Genomic DNA, 24,448 nt, shown 5'->3' on the forward strand with positions numbered 1-24,448 from the left:
ATTGTTGATTTTTAAAATTGCATGTATGTACATGTATTTTCAATTTCCGTGCCGAAAATATGTATGACAAAATTGCAGGTTTATTCCGAATAGTAGAAAAATATTAACTAAATAAACTAAATTAGTGTAACATATAAACCCTCTGTTATGAAAAACCTTATTCGACTAGTAATCGCGGCAACTCTGTTATTTGCTTCACAACATTTGTGTGCCCAATACAGCCACCAGATTTGCAAAGATGCTGCGGGTGATGATGTAGCCGGCAAAACAACCGTTGCGTCTCCTCTTGAAGATGCGTATGACGTGCATCATGTGAAATTCAATCTTAAGGTAACCAATACAACCAATGCAATCAGCGGCGATGTTACAACAACGGCAAGTGTTGTGGCCTCATCGTTGGGTGTGTATGCATTTGAGCTGGACACCGCATACACCATCGACTCAATATATATTAATGGCACGACCGCTACCTGGACAGATACGGGGAGCCTTCATTTAGTTAATTTGGTTAGTGCTTTGCCAATGGGTGCCACTTTTACAGCACATATATTTTATCGGAATCTACATACTTTCTCCTTTTTTAGTGGCAATGTGGGTATACGTTGCAACCCCACATTTTACAATCTTTTTCAGCCTACAACCTTTACTATAAGTGAGGCTTATCATGCCTGTAAATGGTGGCCGTGCAAACAATCGCTGCGGGACAAAATAGATTCAGTGGATATGTGGGTGACAGTGCCGGACTCGCTAATGGCAGGCAGCAATGGTAAGCTACTAGCCACCATTTCCGTAGCACCCGGCTACAAACGCTATGAATGGAAAGAGCGGTATCCCATAGACTACTATCTTATTTCTATTGCAGTAGCCAACTATGTAGATTACTCATACTACATGCATTTTACCGGTAGTACAGACTCTTTGTTGATACAGAATTTTGTGTATGCGAACATGCCCATAGATACCGTTGAGCGTAATGCAATTGACTCAATAGGGCTGGTGGTGGATTACTTCAGCACCTTGTTTGGCAGATACCCTTTTTGGAAAGAGAAATACGGACATTGCAGAGTGCCGTATGGCGGTGGTATGGAAAACCAGACAATGACCTCACTTGGTTACTTTTTTTCAGAGATTGCTTCACATGAACTCGCACATCAATGGTTTGGCGATAATGTTACCTGTAGCACTTGGGGTGATATTACCATGAACGAGGGCTTTGCATCATATTGCGCATTTCTGGCAGATCGGCATTTTTATGGGCATGATGCAACGATGTATTATCTCACCAACTTTCATTATTTCGTCAACACTACGATACCCGAGTCAGTATATCGCAGCGATACGTCAAGCGAGACCGTAATCTTTAATAGCACAATGGTATATGACAAAGGCGCGGCAGTAATACACATGCTCAGGTACATACTAGATGACGATGCCACATTTTTCAGTATTTTAAGAAGCTACCAGAGTGTACTGGCAGGCCGCAACGCATCAATTGATGACCTCAGACAACTAACCGAGATATACACCGGCAGCACAGTGAATGGTATTAATGTCGATACATTTTTCAATCAGTGGTTTTATGAACAGGGATGCCCGAGGTATAACGTAAGGTGGTATCAGTCTGGTGCCGATGTTTGGGTAAAGCTGATCCAATCGACAAGCGTGCCTGCTTCAGTAGCGTTTTTTCGTACGCCAATTGAGATCAAGCTGAAATCGGCAACAGGCGATACTGTGATAAAAGTGTTGAATGATCAGCTTAATCAGGTATTTCATTTTAACTGGGATCGTACGACCGATACTGTTTTACTTGATCCTGAGAAATGGGTTGCGTATAGACTATTGGCTGTTGGGAAAGACAGTACACTTACTGTGCCAGATCTGTCTGCTCTGACCATAACTGTAAGTCCAAATCCTACAACTAACAAATGGACTGTAAATAATCTGCCAATAGGATCGGATTTGATGCTGACTGATATTAATGGAAAGGTGTTATGGAAAAGGCATACGGAAGAGGAAAATGTGAACATATCTGCTAATCAGTATCCTACCGGAGTCTACATTTTGAACATTACCAATTGCGGGTCAAGAATTGTCTTTAGGTTGAGTAAGTTTTGATAGCCTTAAGTGTGCCCATTTCAATAATTCACTAAAATCATTACATTGCGGTTATATACTAGCAATTGCAGCACATGAAAAACATTCTTTCAATAACCTTTGTAATATTTACCATCTTATTCCTCTCATCTTGCGATGCGGTATATACTTACGAATACCGGGTAAAGAATATAAGTGATACCTCTGCTATGCAGTTGCATTATCATTTTAAAGGAGATAGCGTAGCTACCGCAACAACGCTGATACCTGGGGAAGAGAAGCTGATCTGTGTGACAAGTCATGGTGTAGAAGCTCCTAAGGGACCTTATAACCAACCTATAGCCAACTATGTAGACTCAGTAATAGTCATAAAGAACGGTGTAAGGACCACCAAAAATCTGTTGCTCGATGATAACTGGATATATTCGGTATCACACTCAACGGGATTATACAATGCGACTATATCGGATAGTGAGTTTTAGACAATAGCTGCCAATGCCGAAATAATAATTGCAATCAGTACGATGGCTGCAACTATTTCAAGTGAACCTAAAATGAGTCCTGCAAGCGCCAACCCGGTGCTGCTGTAGCGTTTTTTGCTCACGCCAATGGCACCGAAGATGATACCCAGAATTGCAAATAGGAAGAAAAATGGGACGAGCGATATAACGGTAAGGCAGCCAAGAGCCAGCAATGAACAAACAAAGGCAGTAATACCAGGCCAGCCACTTTTAGGAGACGATCCTTCTCCAATGGCGTGCGAAGAAATCATTTTCTTTACCTGTTGAAAGCTGGTAGCAATCCTGGATTTTTTAAATGACTTCTTTGCCATTACCTCCTCATTTCCAGCTACAATAGTAGTGGCGTCCTTTACCGGAAAAGCAGCGTATGAATGGGTGACACCTGTGGCCAGAAGGATAAAGGTCAATAGGAAAGTGAGGATAGCTCTATGCATGGGGTTACGCTTTGTGCGTTGAAGATAATAAAATATTATTATTTAATAGAATGATTCCCATTTGTGCACCCGAAGTAAAGGCGCATTAATACCCATTGCCTTACATTTGTAGTAATGAAACAGGAAGAACAATTACTACACATACTTGAAAACATAGTTCCTTCTGATGAGCTGCATGGCAAATGGCTGAACAGCTTGTCTATGATGGAAAATACAGGAGCCAGGAAGATATCGAAATACGAACACCCTGTACTCTCTGATATTATAGTGCTGAAGCACGCCGCAGAAGAAGCAAGACACGCCTACTACCTGAAGAAACAAATAGGAAAACTGGAAGGTGTATCTTGCCCCGACTACTCTTACCCATACTTGCTGGCGCCCGTAGAAAGCCACCACTACCTGAACATGCTGGATGTAGAGGCTTGTCGGTACCTGAAGAATAAAATGGGTCTTACCGGCAGAGAATTAAAGCATGGTGCCTACCTGTTGGTGACTTATGCTATAGAAGTGCGTGCAGATATGCTGTATGGTATTTACCAGCAGGTGTTGAGCGCAAACAATTCGAGAGTAAACGTTAAGTCGATAATACTGGAAGAAGAAGGCCACCTGGCAGAGATGCAGCGTATGCTCGAAGCGTTTGATCCTAACTGGCAGACCCTGGCAGCAGATATGTGTGCGGTAGAAGATCAGCTGTTTCAGAATTGGGTGTCTGCTATAAGTAAGATCAACAGCTCTAATTAAAGGTTGTTAAAAAATATCAAAATCGCATGGGCCAATTATTGATAAATAAATGGCATAATTAAATTTGCGATAGAGAGTAGTAAATGGTGTGCTTGATATGCATGCAGGACCTTCTACTTTCTGCTTAGTTTCTACAACTATAACAACCAAGTACTAAAAGAGATGTTCAGATTCCAGGAATTAGATTATCTGTTTGCATTGGCCATTGTGCCGGTGCTTATTGTGCTGTTCATTGCTGTTATATACTGGCGCCGTAAGAAGATAAAACAACTGGGAGATGAGCGCCTGGTAGAATCGCAGATACTGGGCTTTATACCCGGCAGGGCAACGCTGAAGTTTATATTGCTGACTATAGGGCTGGTGTTTACCATAGTAGGACTGGCCAACCTGCAGGCAGGTGATAAGATAGAGAAGGTGCAGCGCAAAGGTGTAGACGTGGTGATAGCCCTTGATGTGAGCAAGAGTATGCTGGCAACAGACATACAGCCCAACAGGCTTACCCGTGCACAGCAGTTGATAATGACCTTGACCGATAAGATGCAGAACGATAGGGTAGCTCTTATTGTATTTGCCGGTCGATCTTACCTGCAGGTGCCGCTTACAGTAGACTATGCCGCATTGAAGATGATGGTGCAGAATGTATCGACCGACATGGTGCCAACACAGGGTACAGTAATAGGTGATGCGGTGGATATGGCCGTACAATCATTCTCTCAGACAGAGCTTAAATATAAATCACTCATAGTAATATCGGATGGTGAGGACCATGATGAAGCGGCACTAAAGAAAGTGCAGGACGCTGCCGAGAAAGGTGTGGTGGTACACACAGTAGGTATTGGTTCTCCGCAAGGGACCACACTCTATGATCCCGAAACTAAATCGGTGAAGTTAGATGAACAGGGTGCGCCGGTTATCAGTAAATTGAATGAAGAAGAATTGAGGTCGCTGGCGGCAGCAGGACATGGCACCTACAGCCTTTTACAGAACACTAATGATGTAGCTAACAAGCTGGTAAGTAACCTGGATGGCATGGAACAGAAGAGCCTTGGTTCAGTAGTGTATACCGACTACACCAGTTACTTTCAGTACTTTATACTGGTGGGCTTCCTGGCATTCCTTGCAGAGTGGTTGATACCTGGTGCTAAGCGCAAGCGCAATAAGGCAAAAGATGCTAAGTCGAAACCGGTAATGGTAAAGAAGCCAACACCACCCGTGGCTGCTGCAAGTGCAGTGTTGATAATGATACTCCTATCAACCACGGCAATGGCGCAGAATAATACCAACACTTTATTGCAACAAGGCAACAAACTATACGACCAGAAGCGCTATGATGAAGCTACTGCCAACTATCTGCAGGCGCTAAAGAAAGACCCTAATAATGCCACTGGCTTGTTCAACCTGGGGAGTGCGCTGTACCAGAAGAAGCAATATGATTCATCGCGTAAACTAATGGCTGCTACTGCTGATGCAATAAAAGATAAGGGTGGAAAATCTGCTGCTCATTACAACATTGGCAACACATACATGGCACAGAGAAAGTGGGAAGATGCCATTGCCTCGTATAAGAATACGCTAAGAAATAATCCGCAGGATGCAGATGCAAAGTATAATCTATCTTATGCCGAAGAGATGCTGAAGAAAGATAAGAACGATAAAAAAGATAAACAAAAACAAGACCAGCAAAAGCAGGATAAGCCGCAGCAGGACAAGGATAAAAAAGATAAAGACAAGAAGGAAAAACAAGATCAGCAGAAAGAGAACGATAAGGATAAAAAAGAACAACAAGATCAGCAGCCGCAAAGTCAGCCAAGCAAGCTCACAGAGCAACAAGCAGAGCAAATGTTGAATGCAGTGCAACAACAAGAGAAGAAGTTGCAGGATAAGTTGAAGAAAGAAAAAGGTATGCGCGTGAAGATGGATAAAGACTGGTAGTAGTGTTGCTCGTCATCTTTTTTGTCACTCACATCAATCGCCTTGAGCAGGCTCTGGTAGCCACTTTCAGAGTGTTGGTCTTATCATCAGTTAGTGCCGGTTTATACACCTTACCTCATTGGTTCAACATAATATTTCTACACGATAGCTGTTGTCAATTGATGTGAGTTACTAACAGTTGTCAACACTTTATCAACATTTAAAAAAAAGTTTTTAAAAAGTAAGAGAAATATTTTTCCAAAGAAAAAATTCTTTCTAATATTGTGGTAGGGATTGTACTTACTAACCCATCCTAATAGAGTCCGGCAGCCACAACCTTGCCGGACTTTTTTTGTCTATACACTGCGTTGTGTGGACATTGTTCAACTCACATCATCATGTCGCAATACTATATTTTTTACAAGCCTTTCAATGTGTTATCACAGTTCTCACCCGAAGGTGATAAACAAACATTGGCCGATTATTTTCCCGGCATAGCAAAGAGTATATATCCTGTTGGCAGGCTCGACTATGATAGTGAAGGATTGTTGTTACTAACCGATGATAAGACATTGACGCATCAACTACTGGAGCCATCGTTTGCACACAAGCGTACCTATCTTGTGCAGGTAGATGGTGACATAACACAGCAGGCAATACACCAGTTAAGCAATGGTATAACCATAAGTATCGACGGCAAAGCATACCGCACCAAAAGAGCGGAAGCAGAGAAGCTGGAGTATGAACCCGAACTGCCCGCGCGCAACCCACCAATAAGATTCAGGAAGAGCATACCCACATCGTGGATAGCATTAACACTCACAGAAGGTAAGAACAGGCAGGTAAGAAGAATGACCGCTGCCGCAGGCTTTCCTACACTGCGGTTGGTAAGGTATTCAATAGGTCAGGTAAATATAGATGGTATGCAGCCCGGCGAACACAAGCTACTTGATGAGCAGATAAAGAAGATGTTGTTTGGTAAGTGATGCCGCCTGTACATCAGATTTGACAACTTTTTAGAAAGTTGTCAAATTTCCCCGCATTACACAACACTATCGCCATGCAAAAAAACAACCCCCAACTTATTCAGTTGAGGGTTATCACTCTTATCAATGTCTAGCTTACTTATACAGTAGCACCAACTATTATCTTCTTCAACACATCGGCCATTTTATTGCCACGCTCTTGTGCCTGTTCTTCTGTCCATACAAGGCTGATAGAAGATGATATGCAACGGCTCATGATAGCATCACTTACCGGGAAAGCCTGGTTGGCATAATGCAGTACCTGCTTCTTCTGCTCGTCATAGAAGCGGTTCATCCAGCTACCGCTCTGCAGGTGCTGCCACTTGCGTATGTAATGCCAGTTATTATCGTACCAGTAGAAATTACCACCTATGCCTTCTGCGGCAAATGCTGCAACAGCATCGCGCGTCATTTCTTCGGTAGGCAGGAAGAACGATACGAATGAACCTGTATCTCCGCTTGGGTCAGGTATTACCCTGAAGGTAACACCCTCTACCTGCTTCAGTGCATTGTAGATGATGCTATGGTTCTTCTTCTGTAGTGTCAGAAATTCATCGAGCCTGCGTACCTGCGCCAGGCCCACTGCCGCATGCAGCTCTGATATACGGAAGTTGTAACCCAGGTAAGGATGCAGATCAGCACCACGGTCTTTGCCCATATGGTCGTGGCCATGATCGGTATACTGATCAGCCTTGGCATATGTTTCTTTATTGTTGGTCATTACAGCGCCACCTTCAGCGCAGGTAATGATCTTTACAAAGTCGAATGAGAAAGTACCGGCATCACCAATAGTGCCCAGATGTTTGCCCTTGTAAGTGCCGCCTATAGCCTGGCAGGCATCTTCCAGTAAGAATATATTGTTGGCAGTACATATTGCTTTCAGCTCATCGAGCTGCGCCATGCTGCCACACATATGCACCGGCATTACTGCCTTTGTGCGTGGGGTAATAGCTGCTGCAACTGCTGCGGGGTTCAGTGTGAGCGTTTCATCTATATCTACAGGCACCGGTATAGCACCTACAGACAATACCGCTTCAAAGCTGGCTACGAATGTAAACGTTGGCATGATCACCTCATCACCCGCGCCTATACCTAGTGCTGCCATGGCAGTGGTCAATGCCGCTGTGCCACTGCTCAACAATTGTGTATGTGCTGTGCCAAATGTTTTACAGATCTCCGCTTCCAGTTCTTTTGCCTTCCATATTCCCTGGCGCGCACCATCAAAGCCGTAACGCATCAGAATACCAGTTTCCAATACATCATTTACCTCTTTGCGCTCCGCGGCGCCAAATAATTCATAACCCGGCATACATGTTAGTTTTTATTACTTGCAAAAGTAATTGATCCATGGCGTATGTAATTAGATGAATCATTAAAATTTTCCGAAAAATGTGTGCTGTAGTTTGCATAAGACAATACGCTTAATCTGTATATTTACATCAGACAATCACCTTTAAAACAACATCGCTATGAAACGCTTACTATTTTCTCTGGCTATTTTTCCCCTTTCCCTGCCTGTAAATGCGCAGAATGCAAATAAGGCACATAGTTGGCTTTTCAGCATAGGCACCGGGGTTGCCAATACCGATCTCAATAACTCCCAATTCCAGACACGCTACCAGTTGGCGCCGGTATTGAAACCGGTGCGCAACATTAATGCGTCAGTGAAGTATTTTGTCACAAGTAAATTGGCGATAGGAATTACAGCTGGATTTTATCATAGTACTGGTTACACCGAAGGGAGTAGTGTGGCTACACCATTGTTGTCACCTACAGCAGGCGATTACCAGATACTCTACACTTCTATTGTATATCTGCGACATACAGCGTACGCAACTGTGGAAGCCTCGTACACTTACTACAGCTTTAAAAAGGGCAACTTGAATTTATATGGCACCGCCGGTTTTGGCATAACACACACTACCGGGTATGTTGATGATAAAAGTAATGCAGTGTATGTAAACTGGCCTCCTTATGGAACTTGTTTTGTAGGCTCGCTTACTCCCCCTGCTATCGACGAGAATAAAATAACTGCTTACGTTGCACCCATAGGCATTAGCGGTGGCCAAAAAATAGGTTGGTATGCCGAGGCGGGGTATGGCTATAAAGGCATCGTGAATGCCGGTCTATCATACAAATTGTGATTTGACTATATTGCAGCAGCATTAGTACCATCATAACATCACTACTATGAAATTATCACTTTCCTCAGTTTTTTTGCTCGTATTCACTTTTTCGATAAGTGCTTATGGTAGATCAGATTCAAGCGCAACAGATAAAGGCCGGTTTATCTTAAAGGGTGCCGTGGGGGCCTATTCGTCCGACTGGGTTATGTCTATTGTCTACTTCAACGCCAAGGAGGCTATTACGCAGCCCAATCTTATTTATTCAGGTTCGCTGCAATATTGGATAGGTAAGGATATTGGACTGTCGATATGCGGATTCTACTGCAAAGGAACTTATAACAGTACGGTTGGGTCAGTGTACGATCCTCTTGATATTAATGACCAGATCCCGCATATACAGACCAAGTATCACACCACTTATAGTGTAATAGGCGGTGCAGCAGAGTGCCAGGTCATTTACGACCGTATCCATAATACTTCGAAGGTGCTATATTGTTCGGGTGGTATTGGATACGAATTTGGCAAGGGTACCAAAGATTCCGTAATAGCATTCTATCCGCCCGGCAGCCATACAGCATCTTACTATCCTGGCACAATGCATAAGGCAAAGGATATTGTAAAGGTCCACATTACTCTGGTGGGTTTGAGTGGCGGTAAAAACCTTTGCTGGTATGCCGAGCTGGGCTATGGTTATAAAGGCATCTTAAATGCCGGCCTTGCGCTAAAGTTGTAACTGCTGCCGGGTACATTTCATAAATGATCAGTTGCAGAATTTTTAATTACTTTCGCAGCCCATCCTGTCGCAGGCAATTTTAATCGTGGTCATTCATGTATTCAGGTAACAATCGGCTATACAGTTCATCCTGCATCCGCTTTATTATATTTCTACTCTCGCTGTGCTTATCGCAGGTAGCCAATGCGCAATCAACGTTCAGGATCACGGGGCGTGTCATAGACTCTGTTACACGGCAGTCAATTGAATACACAACGCTTACTATCTCAGATCGCATCACAAAGAAGGTAGTGAGTGGTGCTATCACAGATACTTCCGGACAGTTTGTAGTGCAGAGTATTCAATCGGGCATATATAGTATATCAATAGAGTTTATCGGTTACAGAAAGAAGATCATAGACAGCGTTGCAGTAACGGCTAAGAATGTGCCTTTGGGTACAATATTGTTATCGCCGGCCGGACAAACGCTAAAGGCCGTAACTATATCTGGCAGCGCACCTATCATAGAGAATAAGATAGACAAGCTGGTGTATAATGCTGCTAACGACATTACTGCGCAAGGCGGCATGGCATTGGATATATTGAAGAAAGTGCCGCAGGTAAATGTGGATATAGATGGCAATGTAGAGCTGCAGGGTAACGCCAATATTCGTTTTCTTATCAATGGCAAGCCATCGAGCGTATTTGGTAACAGCATTACCGATGCGCTGGCTGCCATACCCGCCAGTCAGATAAAGAGTATAGAGGTCATCACCAGTCCGGGTGCTAAGTACGATGCGCAGGGCACAGGGGGTATCATCAACATCATTCTCAAAGACAATAAGATACAGGGCATCAATGGCAGTATCAACCTGTCGGGTGGCACACGGCTCAATAATGCATCTGCCAATCTGAATGTAAGACATGGCTGCTGGGGTATAAATACCTACCTAAGTGGCAATAAGCAGATACCTTCTCACACCCCCGCTACACAAGACAGGTTATCTACCGACAATGCCGGTGGTGTTACGCATCTTGTGCAGGATGGATATACAGATTTTGCGCGCGATGGTTACCAGGGCGGTATCGGTTTCGACTGGAGCATCACCAAACACGACAACATCACGGCATCGCTCAGTTACAATCATTATGGCAATGGTGGTTCCGGCATCACCCGTATTATTGAAGATTCTGTAGGAATAGCTGTACCTGCTATCACGCGGAACGCTACCAGCAACTTCCATACTAATTCAATAGATGCAAGTCTCAACTACAAGAAGGAATTTAAGAAGGAAGGGCAAGAACTGAATATGCTATACAGCACCAGTATTGGCCGGCCACATTCCGACTACTCACAAACACTCACATCAGACCTCAATAATCTGCCCTACAACGGCACGATAAGCAACAATCCCGGTACCGATAATGAGCAGGCCATTTCTATTGATTATACCCATCCTGTTTCATCTAAGGTGAATGTAGAAGCGGGTGCTAAAGCACAGCTACAAGATATAACCAGTATAGCCGATGTTAATGATCTGACACCACTATCTCATGATTATGTGCATGATGCCGGACAATCGTATCACCTGCGATACAACAGGCAGGTATATGCCGCATATGGTTCGGTATCTATGCCGCTCTCGTCGTTTCTGAAGATTAAGGCCGGGCTGCGTTATGAACATACCAATACTAAGATCGACTTCCCTAATACCTCCGTTCCCGCTTATAATTCATTGATGCCATCGCTTACGTTCTCTCATGACTTTACAAATGGGTTCATCAAACTGTCTTACTCACGCAGACTCGAGCGGCCCGATTATGGCGATATCAATCCATTTCTTAATCGCTCAGACCCATATAACATTACCACGGGCAATCCCTTCCTGAAGCCCGAGATCGGTAACAATACGGAGCTGGGCCTCAACAAGAGTTTAGGTAAGAGCGGCAATGTGTATATAGCACTAATAGAGCGCATCAATACACAAGACCATAAGCGGATCACCACATTCTACCCCGAGTACCAGGCGGGTGATTCTGTACTTACCAATGTATCTGTTACCAATGTGCAGAATACCGGTACGGAATATAATACAGGTATCAATGTGTCAGGCTCATATAATATCAAAGAAAAGCTGAGCCTGAGGGGCAATGTTTTTGCCACGCACCGATACCTTATGACCAGCATAGGCAGCGGTAATATAGATGCGGGTATAAGATTGAGAGTTAACCTCAATATATCATATGTATTTCCGCATAACCTGGTAGCAGAAGCGTTTGGGAATTATAATTCTGCAACCAATAATATACAGGGCAGGTCGCCGCAAAACATATCCTACACCATGGCCTTCAGAAAGCAGTTTTGGGATAAGAAGGCCAGTATAGGTGTTACAGCCACCAATCTCTTCAATGAATATACACGGCAGGTAACCACAATAAATTCAGGAAGTTATACTTCTTATAGTGTGCGGTCTGTCCCTTATCGCTCCGTGGGTATCAGCTTCACCTATAAGTTTGGCAAGCTTGAATTTAAGAAGAACAAAGACGAGGAAAACTACCTGAATAACCAACCAGTTATGGGTGGATAGGTGAATTGGGAGTTATCTCTTTAAGTGCTTTTTTATTGCCTGATTAAATATGCGATGATGATTTCTGATTTGTTTAGTTATTGCTGGCTCATTCATTATTTCACTGGCCCGACGGGCATACGACAAGTAGTTACTCCGCAATAGTTTTTTCTTTTTAGTTGATACGATTCTAAATTCGCCAACAGCATTTTTTACTAGCCGCTTGTGTCTAGTAAAAACTTTGGTTTTGCTAAGGGGTCTTGTTGTATAAAGCTTATATAATTGCCTTCTGAAAACTATGGGAACAGAGCCTGGTATTTTGTCGGCCTGTTTTATAGCTCTCTTAGCTTTCCGTCGCACTGAATCAATCATTCTTCTATAAAATTTAGCGAGATTAGCGGACTTGATTCTAATCACGTTTCCATTAAATTCAAATCCAAGATATACTAAAGGTGCATTTTTTGTTTTGCCATCATTAGTAGTTTTGATACAAATATTTTTGTCATTACCTAATCTTGAAAAATGAAATTTTTCTGTCTTAGCCTTGCTTATTTCAACCTTAAACTCCGTCATCTTATCAGTAACATACTTGTTTACATGATCTGATTGTTCCTCTGTGCATATGACTATAATGTCATCGGAATATCTACGATAAAAACATCCAAGCTGTTCGACCAAATTTTTGATAATAGCTTTGTCGAAATCAAGCAGGTACAGGTTGGCTAATGTGGCGCTGATAGGCAAACCCTGAGGGATGCCTACCGGTTGTTTATCTATATTCCTGAATGGATATTTATGAAGTTTTATTTCACCTGATTTTATCTTATCTCTAAAATGTTTAGGGGATTCAAAGAAAGCGTTTACTCCATGTATGTTTCTTATTTTAGCTAGCTCCTTCTCATTATAGCCAAGCTTGCTGCTTCCATTATTTGACATTCTTAGATCATCTAACATAATGTATGAAAACTGAGTAGCTGCCTTAAATACATTATAATGATCGGGGGGGAGCCTTTCACAGCTAAATAATTTAGCCCAGATTCCTTTTAGAATATTATGGTCAAGACTTGGAAAGAAGTTTTTTATGTCAAACGCTAATACGACAGAGTTCCCTGTTGAATTTATTTGACGTTTGACTTCTGTAAAAACTTCATTTGCAAAATGTATTGTGCTCTTATTCGCAATTTCATTTTGTAAAGGTAGTTTTCTGTAAGCAATTATACTCTCTGATAACTGTGGCTGTTTTGATAATTCAATCTCATATTGTATTTGAATTTTCTCGGCATAGCATCCGAATATAATTGCATCCAAATGCGTTGCGTAATGCAGTGGACGAGCCTTTGCAGTCTGTAAGTGCTTTCCGTCTTTAATATGAACATGCGCTCGTTCTCCTTTTTCTCCTCCAGCTTTATACTTTCTCTCTTTAATAATTGAGTGAATTAGAGGGTAAAATGCATAGGTTGAAACGTAGTTGGGATCTAAGACCTTTTTAAGTATCTCATGTTTTCGTTTTTCAACATCTATTTGCGCAGTAATGTGCAGGTATCCTTTCGTTTTTAGCCAAATATTTGGGAGATTCTCCATAGTATAATAAAAAGACCTTGCAGGCTTGTGTATCAGAAACCTTGAAAACATACACCCAATTAAGGGCCGAACCAGTACCCAAATTCTTGAGTCACAAAATTTTGAATAAAATAATATATACAATGGATATGAAAGATTTGGTACTTCCAGTATTATTTGCTATATTGAGTATAGTCCACTGTTTCGAATCGGTAAGGCATGTTGCCGAGATTCTGAACAATGTAACCATTAGTAATCCATATCCTTTCAGCTCTTTCAGCGAAAGTGTATTTTTCTTCCGAAAAATATTACAGTTCTAACCAGATGTCTTCAATCTTCAAGCTTGTGCAAGGGTTATCAAATATAATATCTATTTTGTGATTAGTTCGTAATTAGTAAAATCTTTTTCTACATGTCACTTGATAAATCTTTCAACATTGGCGATATTGTCGCTCTTGGTTCACATCCTTTCATTGCTTCTGATAGTCATACTTCAATTGTGCTTTCCGGGGAGCCATTGCACATTTCTCCGTTAATGGTAATTGGCGAAATCACTAGAGATACAAAGAATCATTTTGATGAGATGACGGGGATGTCTCAAACAACTAAATCATCAAGCCAGTGCAAGTGCATTTGGTTTTCTACTAAAACGCAGCAATTTGAGGAAACGTGGATTTCCTCAAAGCTATTGAAGGTAATTGAAGCCGCAGCTACAGAACATTTATCCTTTGATGAGTTGAGAAAAATGGGTGTCGGTACAAAGGTTCACTTTATTACCTCCAAAATGGAAGAAGGAAAAAGGAAAAGTTCTCTCGAGGAAAAAAATGACTATAACCAAGGGCCAAAGAAGAAAATAAATGCGTTGTTGACTTTTGCGAGCCCTATTCTTGAGATAACAGGTATATTAAAGAGCGAAACCAAGGAACCTGTTTTCGATGGCAAAACAGGTAATAGGAAAAGGGAGATTTCTAAGCTTCTCGTAAAATGCAAGTTTTTCAATCAATTGTCAGACAAATTCTCGGAAATTGTTTTGCCGGTAGAGTCGATAAAGTATGTGGAAGACGTTTTGAAAGAAGATCTTCTATATTTTAGTATGCCAAGACAAATAGTTTATAGATCAAAAAGTCCTCGTGAAAATCAAGATAATACTTTAGTTGAAACTGGAAAGATATATTATTGTTCTGGTTCGTATCTTGTTGATTGTATAGATGTTATTAATGGAATTTCTTTTGACGAAAACATCAACGATTTAAAAGGGAACTTTCACATTTATAGAGCAAACACTGAAATTTTCTCACGATACGACGAACGAGTAGATGGGAATGGAAACCCAATACTCGCGTACGGCAATATCCCGAATATTGCTGTGACTATTACCGACAATTCTAAAGATGTCTACTACAAAATTAAGTATATCGGAAGATATAATGGGAAGACGACTGTTCGGTATTTAAGCAATTGTTTGATTTTGGACTCGTCAGAGATAATACCAGAAACAGAAGATACATACCAGTACCTAAAAGGTTGGTGCCATAGCAAAAAGGACACGCGATACTTTAGGCTAGATAGAGTCATTGAAATTCAAAAGTATGATTTAAAAGACATAGTTGTCCCTAGCAGCTCAATTCCTGAATCTTTTGATGCAATTGAAACATTAACCAGTTAATTTTGCTGCAAATATTCAACGACATGAAAAATTTAGTACGATTATCTGCTATTGCTGCGGTAGCCACGTTGGGACTTGCTGCATGTAATAATGCCGGCACAGAAGGCAACAAGTCAACTGCCGATTCTACTAAAGCTACACCACGCGCAGCAGTTGCTATCGCAAAGGTGGGTGCATCACCTGAGTTTGCAGATGCAAAGCTGGCTATGAAGCCGGTTACTGCCGAGAAGGTAGGTAAAGACTCTGCTAAACTCACTTTCAACTTTGATGTGAAAGGATATGATCTTAAAGCGCAGACTGCCGATAATAGCGGTAAGGGTTGCAATAATTCAGACAAGGGCCAGCATATACATTTTATACTAGACAATGCGCCATATAAGGCATTGTATGAGCCTAAGAATGAAGTAACTGTTGCCAACAATACTGAGCATTACCTGGTTTGTTTCCTCAGCCGTTCTTATCACGAGTCGCTGAAGAATAAGGATGCGGCAGTTGTGTTGCACTTTAAGGTAGATGAAAAGGGCAACTACAAGAAACTGGAAGATCCTAAAACGCCAATGCTGTTTTACAGCCGTCCTAAGGGCGATTACATAGGTAAGGATACTGCTAATGTATTGCTTGACTTCTACGTAATGAACACCACACTGGGTGCTGATGGATACAAAGTAAAGGCGCAGATAATGAATGAAGACCTGAAAATAGATACTACTGTAACTATTGGAACATGGGAATCTAACTTCATTCAGAACCTGGGTACCGGCAAGTGTAAGGTTATGCTCACCCTGTTAGATAAAGACGGCAAGGCGGTTGAAGGGCCTATGACCACGGCTACCCGTTCATTCAACATGACTGCATCTGAGCCAATGAAATAAACACACTTAATATTTTAATGCCTGCCCGTTTGTAAGAAAATGGGCAGGCATTTTTATTTTATTACTTTTGCAGCTATGAGCAAATACACCCCAAAACAGATAAGAAAGCTGATCGGTTACCTGCTATTAGCGTTCATATTTTTTATGAGTGCACTGTGGATGCTGTTGTATACCATGTCATCTCACTAAAAGTAGCTACTTCAGCAGTGGTTTCAGGTCATTGGCCAGTTTACTTGAAAATATCTCGGCGCCACCTTTATTCAGGTGTTGGGAATTATAAAAGTTGTCTCTCGATCGGCTCAATTCATCATTAGAATAATCGAGAAAAGTAGTGCCATATTTTGCCTGGCAATTCCTGAAGATGCCCAATATATAATCTCTGTTTTTACAGTAGCGTAGAAACTCATAATAGACCGGCGGAAAGACTATGATCACTTTTATACCCTTCTTATTACAGAACGCCAGGTAATCATAAAACCTATTTAGTGAATAACCGGCCAGATGTACCCCCACGGGGTAGGGCACGCGTTGTATATACCGGTCAAAGGTGTAGTCCCATTTCTTGTTTTGCGCAAAGTAGCCTTTGATCTTTATTGGCGGCATGCCGTGCCCCAGGTAGCTCTTCACACCTTCCTCAATTATGGGCCATTGATTATTGTATTTGAACAAAGGGAAGTAGCGCTCCGACCAGCTATAATGATCTTTGTATTTAGCAGTATATTCTATAACAATAGGATTAGAAAGATAGGGCATAAACTGCAGCTGGTTATCCATTGAGTTGCGCTCGGCGAAGGAGGTGAAGTCCATTGTCTGCACAATGTACTTTGGTGCTTTGTTGTAGAGTAGATACATCTTTACCCTGTCATACTGTATGGAAAAGTGGGTGCCATCCATTCCAAGATTATAGGTGTTGAGCCCAAGGGATGTATCTAAGATGGCCGGCGAAATATCCTGCAGGGCTCTGGATGAACCGCAAATGAGCAGGTCCGCATTTATCTTACCCGCAAAGAGGTCGTTCCATTCGGAATAGTAGATGTAGTTCGATCTTTGCAAGCCCTTATCCACAATATAGTTCAGCCCATACAACAATGGTATGGGTAGGATCATGAACAATAGTATGCGGATAATAAATCGCTTCATGCTTTAAAATTGAAAATAGATGAACTCCCTGTTTTCGAATATCCCGAAATAAATGATGGCCAGTACAACCGCGTAATACACGCCCCATCTCAGGTATCGGGGTTGAGCTGCCAGCAAAGTGTTGATGTTTTTCTGTGCATGTACGTACTGCACTACTTCCAGGAGTATGATCACCAATACGCACTCTAGTAGTTTGAACGGTGAAGTAGGGGCATCTGACACAAAAGAATGATGGAGCACCATCCTGGCCACTTCGCCGGGAACAGACAATAATGACTGTAGAATATACCAGGCATCTGCAACACTATTAGCCCTGAAAAACACCCAAGCCAGCGACACCAGTGTAAAGGTGGCGATGATCTGCAATGTTTTATCCAGCCACGATATTTTGCCTATGCCGGTAAAGATGGCGGAATTGCTCCTGATCTTTCGCGCTATAATGCCGATTATATAATATACCCCATATAACGCACCCCATATTACAAACGTCCAGTTGGCGCCATGCCACAGTCCGCTAATGATGAATACGATCATAATATTCACATACATGCGCGGTATGCTTACTCTGCTGCCTCCTAATGGTATATACAGGTAGTCTCTAAACCAGCCGGAAAGAGAAATGTGCCAGCGCCTCCAGAAATCGGCAATGCTTATGGCCGCATAGGGCCGGTTAAAATTGCGCATCAGCTTAAATCCCATCACCCGGGCACTGCCAATAGCTATATCGCAGTAACCCGAAAAATCGCAATAGATCTGGAATGCGAAAAACACAACGGCAATACCCAGCGTTGTAGCGGAATATTTATGCGGATTGCCAAACACCCGGTCAGTAACCAATGCCAACCTGTCGGCAATCACCACCTTCTTAAACATGCCCCACATCATCAACTTCAGCCCGCTCATCACCATATCATAGTCAAAGCTGTGCTTTTCCCTGAACTGGTGGATAAGGTTTTGTGGCCTTTCAATAGGCCCTGCCACCAATTGCGGATAGAACATCACGTATAAAGAGTAGATACCAAAGTGTCGTTCCGCCTTCTGTTTGCCTCTATACACTTCTATGGTATAGCTCATTGCCTGGAAGGTATGGAAAGACAAGCCTATGGGTAAGGCCATCTTCAGCACAGGCAACATATTCTTTACACCAAATAGCAGCGCCAGGCCCGAAACACTATTATTGAAAAAATTATAATACTTAAAAACGGCCAGCACGCCCACATTGGCTATGATACTCAGCGACAGGTATCTTTTTCTCTTTCCCGGTTCAGTGGCCCCTTCTATTAATATACCCGCCCAATAGTCTATGAAAATGGTAGCGCCAAGTATAAGTATGTACTCCGGCTTGAAGAACATATAGAAGAAACAAGAGGCAAAAAGCAATAATCCCCACCTGAGTGCATGAGGCACCAGAAAATAGAGTAGGGTGACTACCGGGAAAAATATCAGGAACGCTAAGGAGTTGAAAAGCATTGTATACCCGGTTAAGAAAGAAATTGTTGACGGCAGGTGAAAGTAGGTACAAATTAAGAGGTAATACGTAGCTATTGCTCATTATTCACTAAAAGGTAAGACTTAAAGAATAACCTTAATGTTTTTATAACAACCCCGCAGGTTTAAACATGTCTTTTTATTAAAGTATTTCCGTACTTTTGCACCCTGAAATGAATCGGCCCTTCCTGATTGCTTCTACAGGCAGGGTTATTTTTTAGGAGCAAATTACAAAAAAATCATACTCTTAGCAGAGTATATAGGAAGTTTTTTATGGATATTCGTAACATTGCCATCATTGCGCACGTTGACCACGGTAAGACAACTCTGGTGGATAAAATTTTGCACACTACTAACGTTTTCCGCGACAATCAGGAAACCGGCGACCTTATCATGGACAGCAATGACCTGGAACGTGAGCGCGGTATCACCATTTTGGCAAAAAACGTTTCTGTTACTTACAAAGGTGTAAAGATCAACGTAATTGATACTCCGGGTCACGCCGATTTCGGCGGTGAAGTGGAGCGTGTATTGAAGATGGCTGATGGCGTTTTGTTGTTGGTAGATGCGTTTGAAGGCCCTATGCCACAGACTCGTTTCGTACTGCAGAAGGCGTTGAACCTTAATCTTCGTCCTATCGTTGTTATTAATAAAGTAGATAAGCCAAACTGCCGTCCTGATGAAGTTCATGACTCGGTTTTTGAATTGTTCTTCCAGCTTGATGCTACTGAAGAGCAGTTGAACTTCACTACAATATATGGTTCTTCTAAGCAAGGTTGGTTCAATACTTCATTGACCCCTACAGAAGACATTACTGTATTGCTGGATAAGATTATCGAAGTTGTACCTGCCCCTACAGTTGTAGAAGGTCCGGTTCAGTTGCAGATCACTTCACTTGACTACTCTTCTTTCCTTGGCCGTATAGCTATTGGTAAGATCACCCGTGGTGTGTTGAAGGAAGGCCAGCCTATTATGCTTTGCAAAATAGATGGTACTATGCAGCGCAGCCGTGTGAAAGAACTTTATGTGTTCGTAGACATGGGTAAGAAGCGTGTTACCGAAGTACAGTGCGGAGATATCTGCGCGGTAGTTGGTGTTGAAGGCTTCCAGATCGGCGAAACGATCGCTGATATCGACAATCCTGAAGCAGTAACCATCATACCTATTGATGAGCCTACAATGAACATGCAGTTCTCTATCAACAACTCACCTTTCTTTGGTAAAGAAGGTAAGTTTGTTACCAGCCGTCACATACGTGACAGGTTGATGAAGGAACTGGAAAAGAATCTTGCTCTTCGCGTTCAGGAAACTGACGATGCAGATAAATTCCTTGTTTTCGGTCGTGGTATCCTCCACTTAAGCGTATTGGTAGAAACTATGCGTCGTGAAGGTTATGAGTTGACAGTAGGTCAGCCACAGGTTATTACCAAGGAAGTTAATGGCAAGAAGAACGAGCCATATGAAGTACTTGTAGTTGACGTTCCTGCTGAGTTCAGCGGTAAGGTTATTGACCTGGTTACGCAGAAGAAGGGTGAAATGCTGATCATGGAAACTAAGGGCGAAATGCAGCACCTGGAATTCGACATACCATCACGTGGTTTGATAGGTCTGCGTTCGCAGATGCTGACCAACACACAGGGTGAAGCTGTAATGGCACACCGTTTTGCAGAATACAAGCCATGGAAAGGATTTATCCCTGGTCGTAGCAATGGTGTATTGATCGCTAAGGCTGCCGGTAAGGCAACAGGTTATTCTATCGATAAGTTGCAGGATCGCGGTTCTTTCTTCATCGATCCGGGTCAGGAATTGTATGAAGGTCAGATCATTGGTGAGCACATTAAGCCAGGTGATCTGGTGGTGAATGTTGCGGAAACCAAAAAGTTGACCAATATGCGTTCAAGCGGTACTGATGATTCAGTTCGTATAACTCCAAAGATATTGATGACGCTTGAAGAGTGTATGGAGTACATACAGCAGGATGAGTGTATAGAGATAACACCTTTGAACATGCGTCTACGTAAGATCCAGTTGGGTGAAGAAGAAAGAAAGAAATCTTCTAAAATGATGAAATCAGAAGCTTAATCATATTAAAGTCTTGCATTGTTTAGTACACCCCGCATCTGTAAGATGCGGGGTTTTTTAGGCCCGGTTGCTCAAAATACACCTGCAGAGACTGTACAATGGCTAATTTTGTAGAACTTATTCTTGACCAACTTACCCATCGTATTTGCCAATGTTGTCTGTCTTAGTAGTTGGTATACTTGAATTTAGTGTAGAACTTATTCGTGATTTGCGACTAACGCTTAAATAGTATTCGTAGTAATTTTACAGAATTAACATTTGATATACGTTAAATGTTAAACTAACTATCCCTGTTGACGCTCTTGAAAAATAATTTATGAAAAAGATATTTCTATTCTTACTGGCAAGTGCTTTTGTACATACTACGCTGCTTGCTCAGTTTACTGCTACACTTACCGGCAATCCTATTGGTACTACCGGCTGGATCTTAGGAGGGTCTTCTACCGGTATAGATAGTACTATGAGGCTTACCGGCGCGGCCAGTTCACAGAATGGTTATGTGTATTACAATACAGCAACCAATTTGACTACCTGCGGCCATTTTACTGTTGACTTTGACTACAAGATCGTTGTTACGGCAGGTACGCCTGTGGCCGATGGTATCGCATTCTGGTACCTGAGCAATCCACCAATTGCCGTAACAGGTGGTGGTGGGTGTGGTATTCCAAACAATGCCAATGGTTTGATACTGGTACTGGATACTTATGATAATAACAGCGCGGCGGGTGCAGATAATCCACTGATCACTTTGCTGGGTTATAATGGTACCATTACTTCTTATGTAGAGGGTTCTACTACCGGAAGATTGGGCACAGTTGCTACCAACCAGTTTTATATGACCGATGGTACATGGCACCACGTGAAGGTTGATTACACAGCGGGTACGATCAATGTATATGTCAACTACTCTACTACACCAATCATTACGGGTGTATACCCAATGACCATCAACGGTTATTTTGGTTTCAGCTCTAGCACAGGTTTGTATTACAGCGATCAGCGTATAAAAGATGTACATGTAGTATCTACCAGTACTTCGCCTATGCCTACTGTAGTATCTCCGGTTAACTATTGCCTCGGTGCTACAGCTTCTCCGCTTACAGCGGGTGGCGGCGGCCCTTACAGCTGGTATACCGATACTACAATGGCCCCGCTTGCAGGTGCGCCAACACCATCTACTGCTACTACTGGCAGCACTTACTACTATGTGCGCCAGGGTTCAGGCTCATGCATCAGCCCGGCGGCTACAATACAGGTAATAGTAGGTACACCACCTGCGGCACCGGTATTGTCGGGCCATACGCCTTATTGCACCGGCGAAACTTTTATTCCTTTTGTGGTAACAGGTACTACCGGCTCACTTAACTGGTATACTGCCGCTACAGGTGGAACTGCTTCTACGACCACACCAACCGTAAATACCGGCGTGGCAGGAACTACCACTACATGGGTTAGCCAGATAGTATCGGGCTGCGAGAGCAACAGGGCATCATTTACAACAGTGGTACACCCTACGCCGGCGGCACCTTTACTTACAGGTACATCAACTTATTGCCAGTACAATGCTTACACACCACTTACGGCAACCGGTACCAATATTAAATGGTACACTGTGCCCACAGGCGGCACAGGCAGCACTACACAGCCAACTGTAAATACGAGCGTAGCGGGTGTTACAACCATCTATGCCTCACAAACAGATACAGGTTGTGAAAGCCCTCGCGCTGCGTTTGTAGTTACCGTTAACGCTAAGCCTGCACCACCAACAGTTGCCCCACCTACTTATTGCCAGCTCGATCCTTCCGGTCCACTGGCCGCAACAGGTACCGGCTTGCTTTGGTATGGCCCCGGTGTTACTGCGCCTTCTGCCGCTACACCGGTGCCTTCTACAACATTGGCAAGAGTAGATACCTATTATGTAACACAAACAGTATTGGGCTGCACCAGCGACAGCGCCAGGGATATTGTCACCATCAAACCAAAGCCTGCGCCACCGGTGACTGCCGATACTTCTTATTGCCAGTTCTTCCCCGCTCCGGCTCTTACCGCTATAGGTAGTAACCTGCTCTGGTATACAACATTGGGCGGATCGGGCAGCAGTACAGCGCCTGTACCACCAACTACGGTGTCTGGTAGCACCACATGGTTTGTTACACAAATGGTGAATGGTTGCATCAGCAATCCTGCGTCTTTAATGGTGACCACCATGTTCCTGCCAACGTTTACCATTACGCAGAGCAGACCATATGTGTGCCAGTTCGATACATTGACACTCAGCTATTTTGGTGCTACACCAATAGGTGCCGGTTATACCTGGACATTGCCGCAGGGCGCATCTTTTGTTAGCGGTACGGCTTCTTCTACATCAGTTGTCGTTCGCTTCGATTCGTTGAATCTGCAGGATGTGGTGCTGCGTATAGGTGATAATGCAAATTTCTGTGCTACTTATGATACCATTCGTATCTCTGTATCGCCTACGCCAATTGTTGATCCGTACATACAAGAGAATGTGTGCCAGGGAGATACGGTAGGATTGGCACTTACAGCGCACTCAGACAATGCATCGACCTACGTATGGGATTTCGCAGGTGCCAACATCATTACTCATAACTCTAACAGCGGAGGCCCTTATACGGTTAGCTGGCCTACTACAGGTATACACGTCATCAAGATCTATGGGGTATCTGTAGCTGGCTGTAGGAGTCAGACAGTTAATGACACCGTAAATGTACATGTGATACCGGATGCCCGTTTCAGGATAGTGGGCGATGGCCCGTTGTGCCTGGAAGACAGTGTAGAGTTTAAGGCAGATTCTTTCAACTATGGCTATAACTATAGCTGGTATCCATCGCATTTCTTCGCATTGAACATTGGTGCTGATGTGTGGGGTAAAGTGGAAACAAGCGGTTATGTGTCTCTGGAAGTGAGAGATGCGTTTGGCTGTAAGAACACCGATAGCCTGTTGCTGACACCAGACTATTGCTGCACAGTTAGCTTCCCATCTGCATTTACGCCTAATGGCGATGGTAAGAACGATCTGTTCCGCCCTATCTACCAGGGTTATCACAGGTTCCATGGCTTCCGTGTAACCAACCGGTGGGGACAGGTAGTATTTGAATCTACCAACAGCAATATGGCATGGGATGGTAAATACAATGGCGTTCCGCAGGATATGGATGTTTACTACTATGTAATAAAGTATGACTGTGGTGCTAAAGAACTTATTGCCAAAGGCGATGTGACACTTATAAGGTAGTCTGAATAGCTTTCCTTTTACAATGCCCTCCATGTGAGGGCATTGTTGTTTTAGGGCTATGCCGGAGCGGTTTACTTGTTGGTTAGATAATCCCGGTTTTTGTTTACATGTTGGTCTCGCAGTATGGTGTATTAGTTACGAATACGTCCCACTACTAGCTTGCTTCGTGCCTGCCAATGACCAGCTAGGGTGAGTATTACGAGTCTTTCTGCCAGTGGAAGTTTTTTCTTGTTTACGGAAGTTTTGTTTCGGG

Annotated in this window: 17 protein-coding genes; 12 read left to right on the forward strand and 5 right to left on the reverse strand. The window is 42.9% G+C overall.

What is annotated here, in order from left to right:
* The first annotated feature begins 147 nt into the window (after positions 1 to 147).
* Entirely contained in the window at positions 148 to 2,115 is a 1,968-nt protein-coding gene (locus CJD36_RS11905) for a M1 family aminopeptidase (RefSeq protein ID WP_105039397.1), read from the forward strand.
* Positions 2,116 to 2,189: 74 nt separating this feature from the next.
* Positions 2,190 to 2,576 carry a hypothetical protein gene (locus CJD36_RS11910; protein WP_105039398.1) on the forward strand — a complete coding sequence of 129 codons (387 nt, stop codon included), beginning with the start codon at positions 2,190 to 2,192 and terminating at the stop codon, positions 2,574 to 2,576.
* Here the strand turns inward: CJD36_RS11910 and CJD36_RS11915 are convergent.
* Positions 2,573 to 3,049 (reverse strand): hypothetical protein, encoded by a 477-nt coding sequence (locus tag CJD36_RS11915; protein ID WP_105039399.1) that lies wholly within the window; start codon positions 3,047 to 3,049, stop codon positions 2,573 to 2,575. The two genes, CJD36_RS11910 and CJD36_RS11915, sit on opposite strands and share 4 nt — an antisense overlap.
* A 114-nt stretch (positions 3,050 to 3,163) precedes the next feature.
* Between CJD36_RS11915 and CJD36_RS11920 the strand changes: the two genes are divergently transcribed.
* From CJD36_RS11920 to CJD36_RS11930, 3 genes are all read left to right on the forward strand, one after another.
* Positions 3,164 to 3,790, forward strand: coding sequence for a hypothetical protein (locus CJD36_RS11920; protein WP_105039400.1), 627 nt, complete (start codon positions 3,164 to 3,166; stop codon positions 3,788 to 3,790).
* 162 nt (positions 3,791 to 3,952) lie between these two features.
* Positions 3,953 to 5,722: a VWA domain-containing protein gene (locus CJD36_RS11925; protein WP_105039401.1), complete on the forward strand. Its 1,770-nt coding sequence runs from the start codon at positions 3,953 to 3,955 to the stop codon at positions 5,720 to 5,722.
* 377 nt (positions 5,723 to 6,099) lie between these two features.
* A complete protein-coding gene (locus tag CJD36_RS11930) occupies positions 6,100 to 6,687 on the forward strand; it encodes a pseudouridine synthase (protein ID WP_105039402.1) in 588 nt (195 codons plus the stop codon).
* A 139-nt stretch (positions 6,688 to 6,826) separates the two neighbouring features.
* Here CJD36_RS11930 and CJD36_RS11935 read toward each other — a convergent pair whose 3' ends face one another.
* Positions 6,827 to 8,035 carry a DegT/DnrJ/EryC1/StrS family aminotransferase gene (locus tag CJD36_RS11935; RefSeq protein ID WP_105039403.1) on the reverse strand — a complete coding sequence of 403 codons (1,209 nt, stop codon included), beginning with the start codon at positions 8,033 to 8,035 and terminating at the stop codon, positions 6,827 to 6,829.
* 160 nt (positions 8,036 to 8,195) lie between these two features.
* On the opposite strand from CJD36_RS11935, the gene CJD36_RS11940 reads away from it, so the two are divergent.
* The 3 genes from CJD36_RS11940 (at position 8,196) to CJD36_RS11950 (ending at position 12,152) form a co-directional block, all read left to right on the forward strand.
* On the forward strand, positions 8,196 to 8,870 hold the full coding sequence (locus tag CJD36_RS11940) for a hypothetical protein (RefSeq protein WP_105039404.1): 675 nt from the start codon (positions 8,196 to 8,198) through the stop codon (positions 8,868 to 8,870).
* Positions 8,871 to 8,916: 46 nt separating this feature from the next.
* The gene (locus CJD36_RS11945; RefSeq protein WP_105039405.1) at positions 8,917 to 9,585 is read left to right on the forward strand and encodes a hypothetical protein; all 669 of its coding nucleotides are present in this window, start codon (positions 8,917 to 8,919) and stop codon (positions 9,583 to 9,585) included.
* 95 nt (positions 9,586 to 9,680) lie between these two features.
* Entirely contained in the window at positions 9,681 to 12,152 is a 2,472-nt protein-coding gene (locus CJD36_RS11950) for a TonB-dependent receptor domain-containing protein (protein WP_105039406.1), read from the forward strand.
* Positions 12,153 to 12,164: 12 nt separating this feature from the next.
* Here CJD36_RS11950 and CJD36_RS11955 read toward each other — a convergent pair whose 3' ends face one another.
* Positions 12,165 to 13,712 (reverse strand): reverse transcriptase domain-containing protein, encoded by a 1,548-nt coding sequence (locus tag CJD36_RS11955; protein WP_161499291.1) that lies wholly within the window; start codon positions 13,710 to 13,712, stop codon positions 12,165 to 12,167.
* Positions 13,713 to 14,103: 391 nt separating this feature from the next.
* On the opposite strand from CJD36_RS11955, the gene CJD36_RS11960 reads away from it, so the two are divergent.
* Together CJD36_RS11960 and CJD36_RS11965 are read left to right on the forward strand one after the other, a co-directional pair.
* Positions 14,104 to 15,357: a hypothetical protein gene (locus tag CJD36_RS11960; protein ID WP_105039408.1), complete on the forward strand. Its 1,254-nt coding sequence runs from the start codon at positions 14,104 to 14,106 to the stop codon at positions 15,355 to 15,357.
* A 23-nt stretch (positions 15,358 to 15,380) separates the two neighbouring features.
* A complete protein-coding gene (locus CJD36_RS11965; protein ID WP_105039409.1) occupies positions 15,381 to 16,229 on the forward strand; it encodes a hypothetical protein in 849 nt (282 codons plus the stop codon).
* 195 nt (positions 16,230 to 16,424) lie between these two features.
* On the opposite strand, the gene CJD36_RS11970 is transcribed toward CJD36_RS11965, so the two are convergent.
* Positions 16,425 to 17,369, reverse strand: coding sequence for a hypothetical protein (locus CJD36_RS11970; protein WP_133162616.1), 945 nt, complete (start codon positions 17,367 to 17,369; stop codon positions 16,425 to 16,427).
* Positions 17,370 to 17,372: 3 nt separating this feature from the next.
* Positions 17,373 to 18,839 (reverse strand): MBOAT family O-acyltransferase, encoded by a 1,467-nt coding sequence (locus CJD36_RS11975; protein WP_105039411.1) that lies wholly within the window; start codon positions 18,837 to 18,839, stop codon positions 17,373 to 17,375.
* A gap of 291 nt (positions 18,840 to 19,130) precedes the next feature.
* On the opposite strand from CJD36_RS11975, the gene typA reads away from it, so the two are divergent.
* Together typA and CJD36_RS11985 are read left to right on the forward strand one after the other, a co-directional pair.
* On the forward strand, positions 19,131 to 20,939 hold the full coding sequence (gene typA / locus CJD36_RS11980) for a translational GTPase TypA (RefSeq protein ID WP_105039412.1): 1,809 nt from the start codon (positions 19,131 to 19,133) through the stop codon (positions 20,937 to 20,939).
* A 316-nt stretch (positions 20,940 to 21,255) separates the two neighbouring features.
* Positions 21,256 to 24,195 carry an Ig-like domain-containing protein gene (locus CJD36_RS11985; protein ID WP_105039413.1) on the forward strand — a complete coding sequence of 980 codons (2,940 nt, stop codon included), beginning with the start codon at positions 21,256 to 21,258 and terminating at the stop codon, positions 24,193 to 24,195.
* The last annotated feature ends 253 nt before the right edge of the window (positions 24,196 to 24,448 follow it).

Origin of the sequence: Flavipsychrobacter stenotrophus (genome assembly GCF_002954265.1) — a bacterium.
GTDB classification, from domain to species: Bacteria; Bacteroidota; Bacteroidia; order Chitinophagales; family Chitinophagaceae; genus Flavipsychrobacter; species Flavipsychrobacter stenotrophus.

Coding starts and splice junctions, on each gene's coding strand:
- CJD36_RS11905 (WP_105039397.1), top strand. CDS start 148: ATGAAAAACCTTATTCGACTAGTAATCGCGGCAACTCTGTTATTTGCT.
- CJD36_RS11910 (WP_105039398.1), top strand. CDS start 2,190: ATGAAAAACATTCTTTCAATAACCTTTGTAATATTTACCATCTTATTC.
- CJD36_RS11915 (WP_105039399.1), bottom strand. CDS start 3,049: ATGCATAGAGCTATCCTCACTTTCCTATTGACCTTTATCCTTCTGGCC.
- CJD36_RS11920 (WP_105039400.1), top strand. CDS start 3,164: ATGAAACAGGAAGAACAATTACTACACATACTTGAAAACATAGTTCCT.
- CJD36_RS11925 (WP_105039401.1), top strand. CDS start 3,953: ATGTTCAGATTCCAGGAATTAGATTATCTGTTTGCATTGGCCATTGTG.
- CJD36_RS11930 (WP_105039402.1), top strand. CDS start 6,100: ATGTCGCAATACTATATTTTTTACAAGCCTTTCAATGTGTTATCACAG.
- CJD36_RS11935 (WP_105039403.1), bottom strand. CDS start 8,035: ATGCCGGGTTATGAATTATTTGGCGCCGCGGAGCGCAAAGAGGTAAAT.
- CJD36_RS11940 (WP_105039404.1), top strand. CDS start 8,196: ATGAAACGCTTACTATTTTCTCTGGCTATTTTTCCCCTTTCCCTGCCT.
- CJD36_RS11945 (WP_105039405.1), top strand. CDS start 8,917: ATGAAATTATCACTTTCCTCAGTTTTTTTGCTCGTATTCACTTTTTCG.
- CJD36_RS11950 (WP_105039406.1), top strand. CDS start 9,681: ATGTATTCAGGTAACAATCGGCTATACAGTTCATCCTGCATCCGCTTT.
- CJD36_RS11955 (WP_161499291.1), bottom strand. CDS start 13,712: ATGGAGAATCTCCCAAATATTTGGCTAAAAACGAAAGGATACCTGCAC.
- CJD36_RS11960 (WP_105039408.1), top strand. CDS start 14,104: ATGTCACTTGATAAATCTTTCAACATTGGCGATATTGTCGCTCTTGGT.
- CJD36_RS11965 (WP_105039409.1), top strand. CDS start 15,381: ATGAAAAATTTAGTACGATTATCTGCTATTGCTGCGGTAGCCACGTTG.
- CJD36_RS11970 (WP_133162616.1), bottom strand. CDS start 17,369: ATGAAGCGATTTATTATCCGCATACTATTGTTCATGATCCTACCCATA.
- CJD36_RS11975 (WP_105039411.1), bottom strand. CDS start 18,839: ATGCTTTTCAACTCCTTAGCGTTCCTGATATTTTTCCCGGTAGTCACC.
- typA (WP_105039412.1), top strand. CDS start 19,131: ATGGATATTCGTAACATTGCCATCATTGCGCACGTTGACCACGGTAAG.
- CJD36_RS11985 (WP_105039413.1), top strand. CDS start 21,256: ATGAAAAAGATATTTCTATTCTTACTGGCAAGTGCTTTTGTACATACT.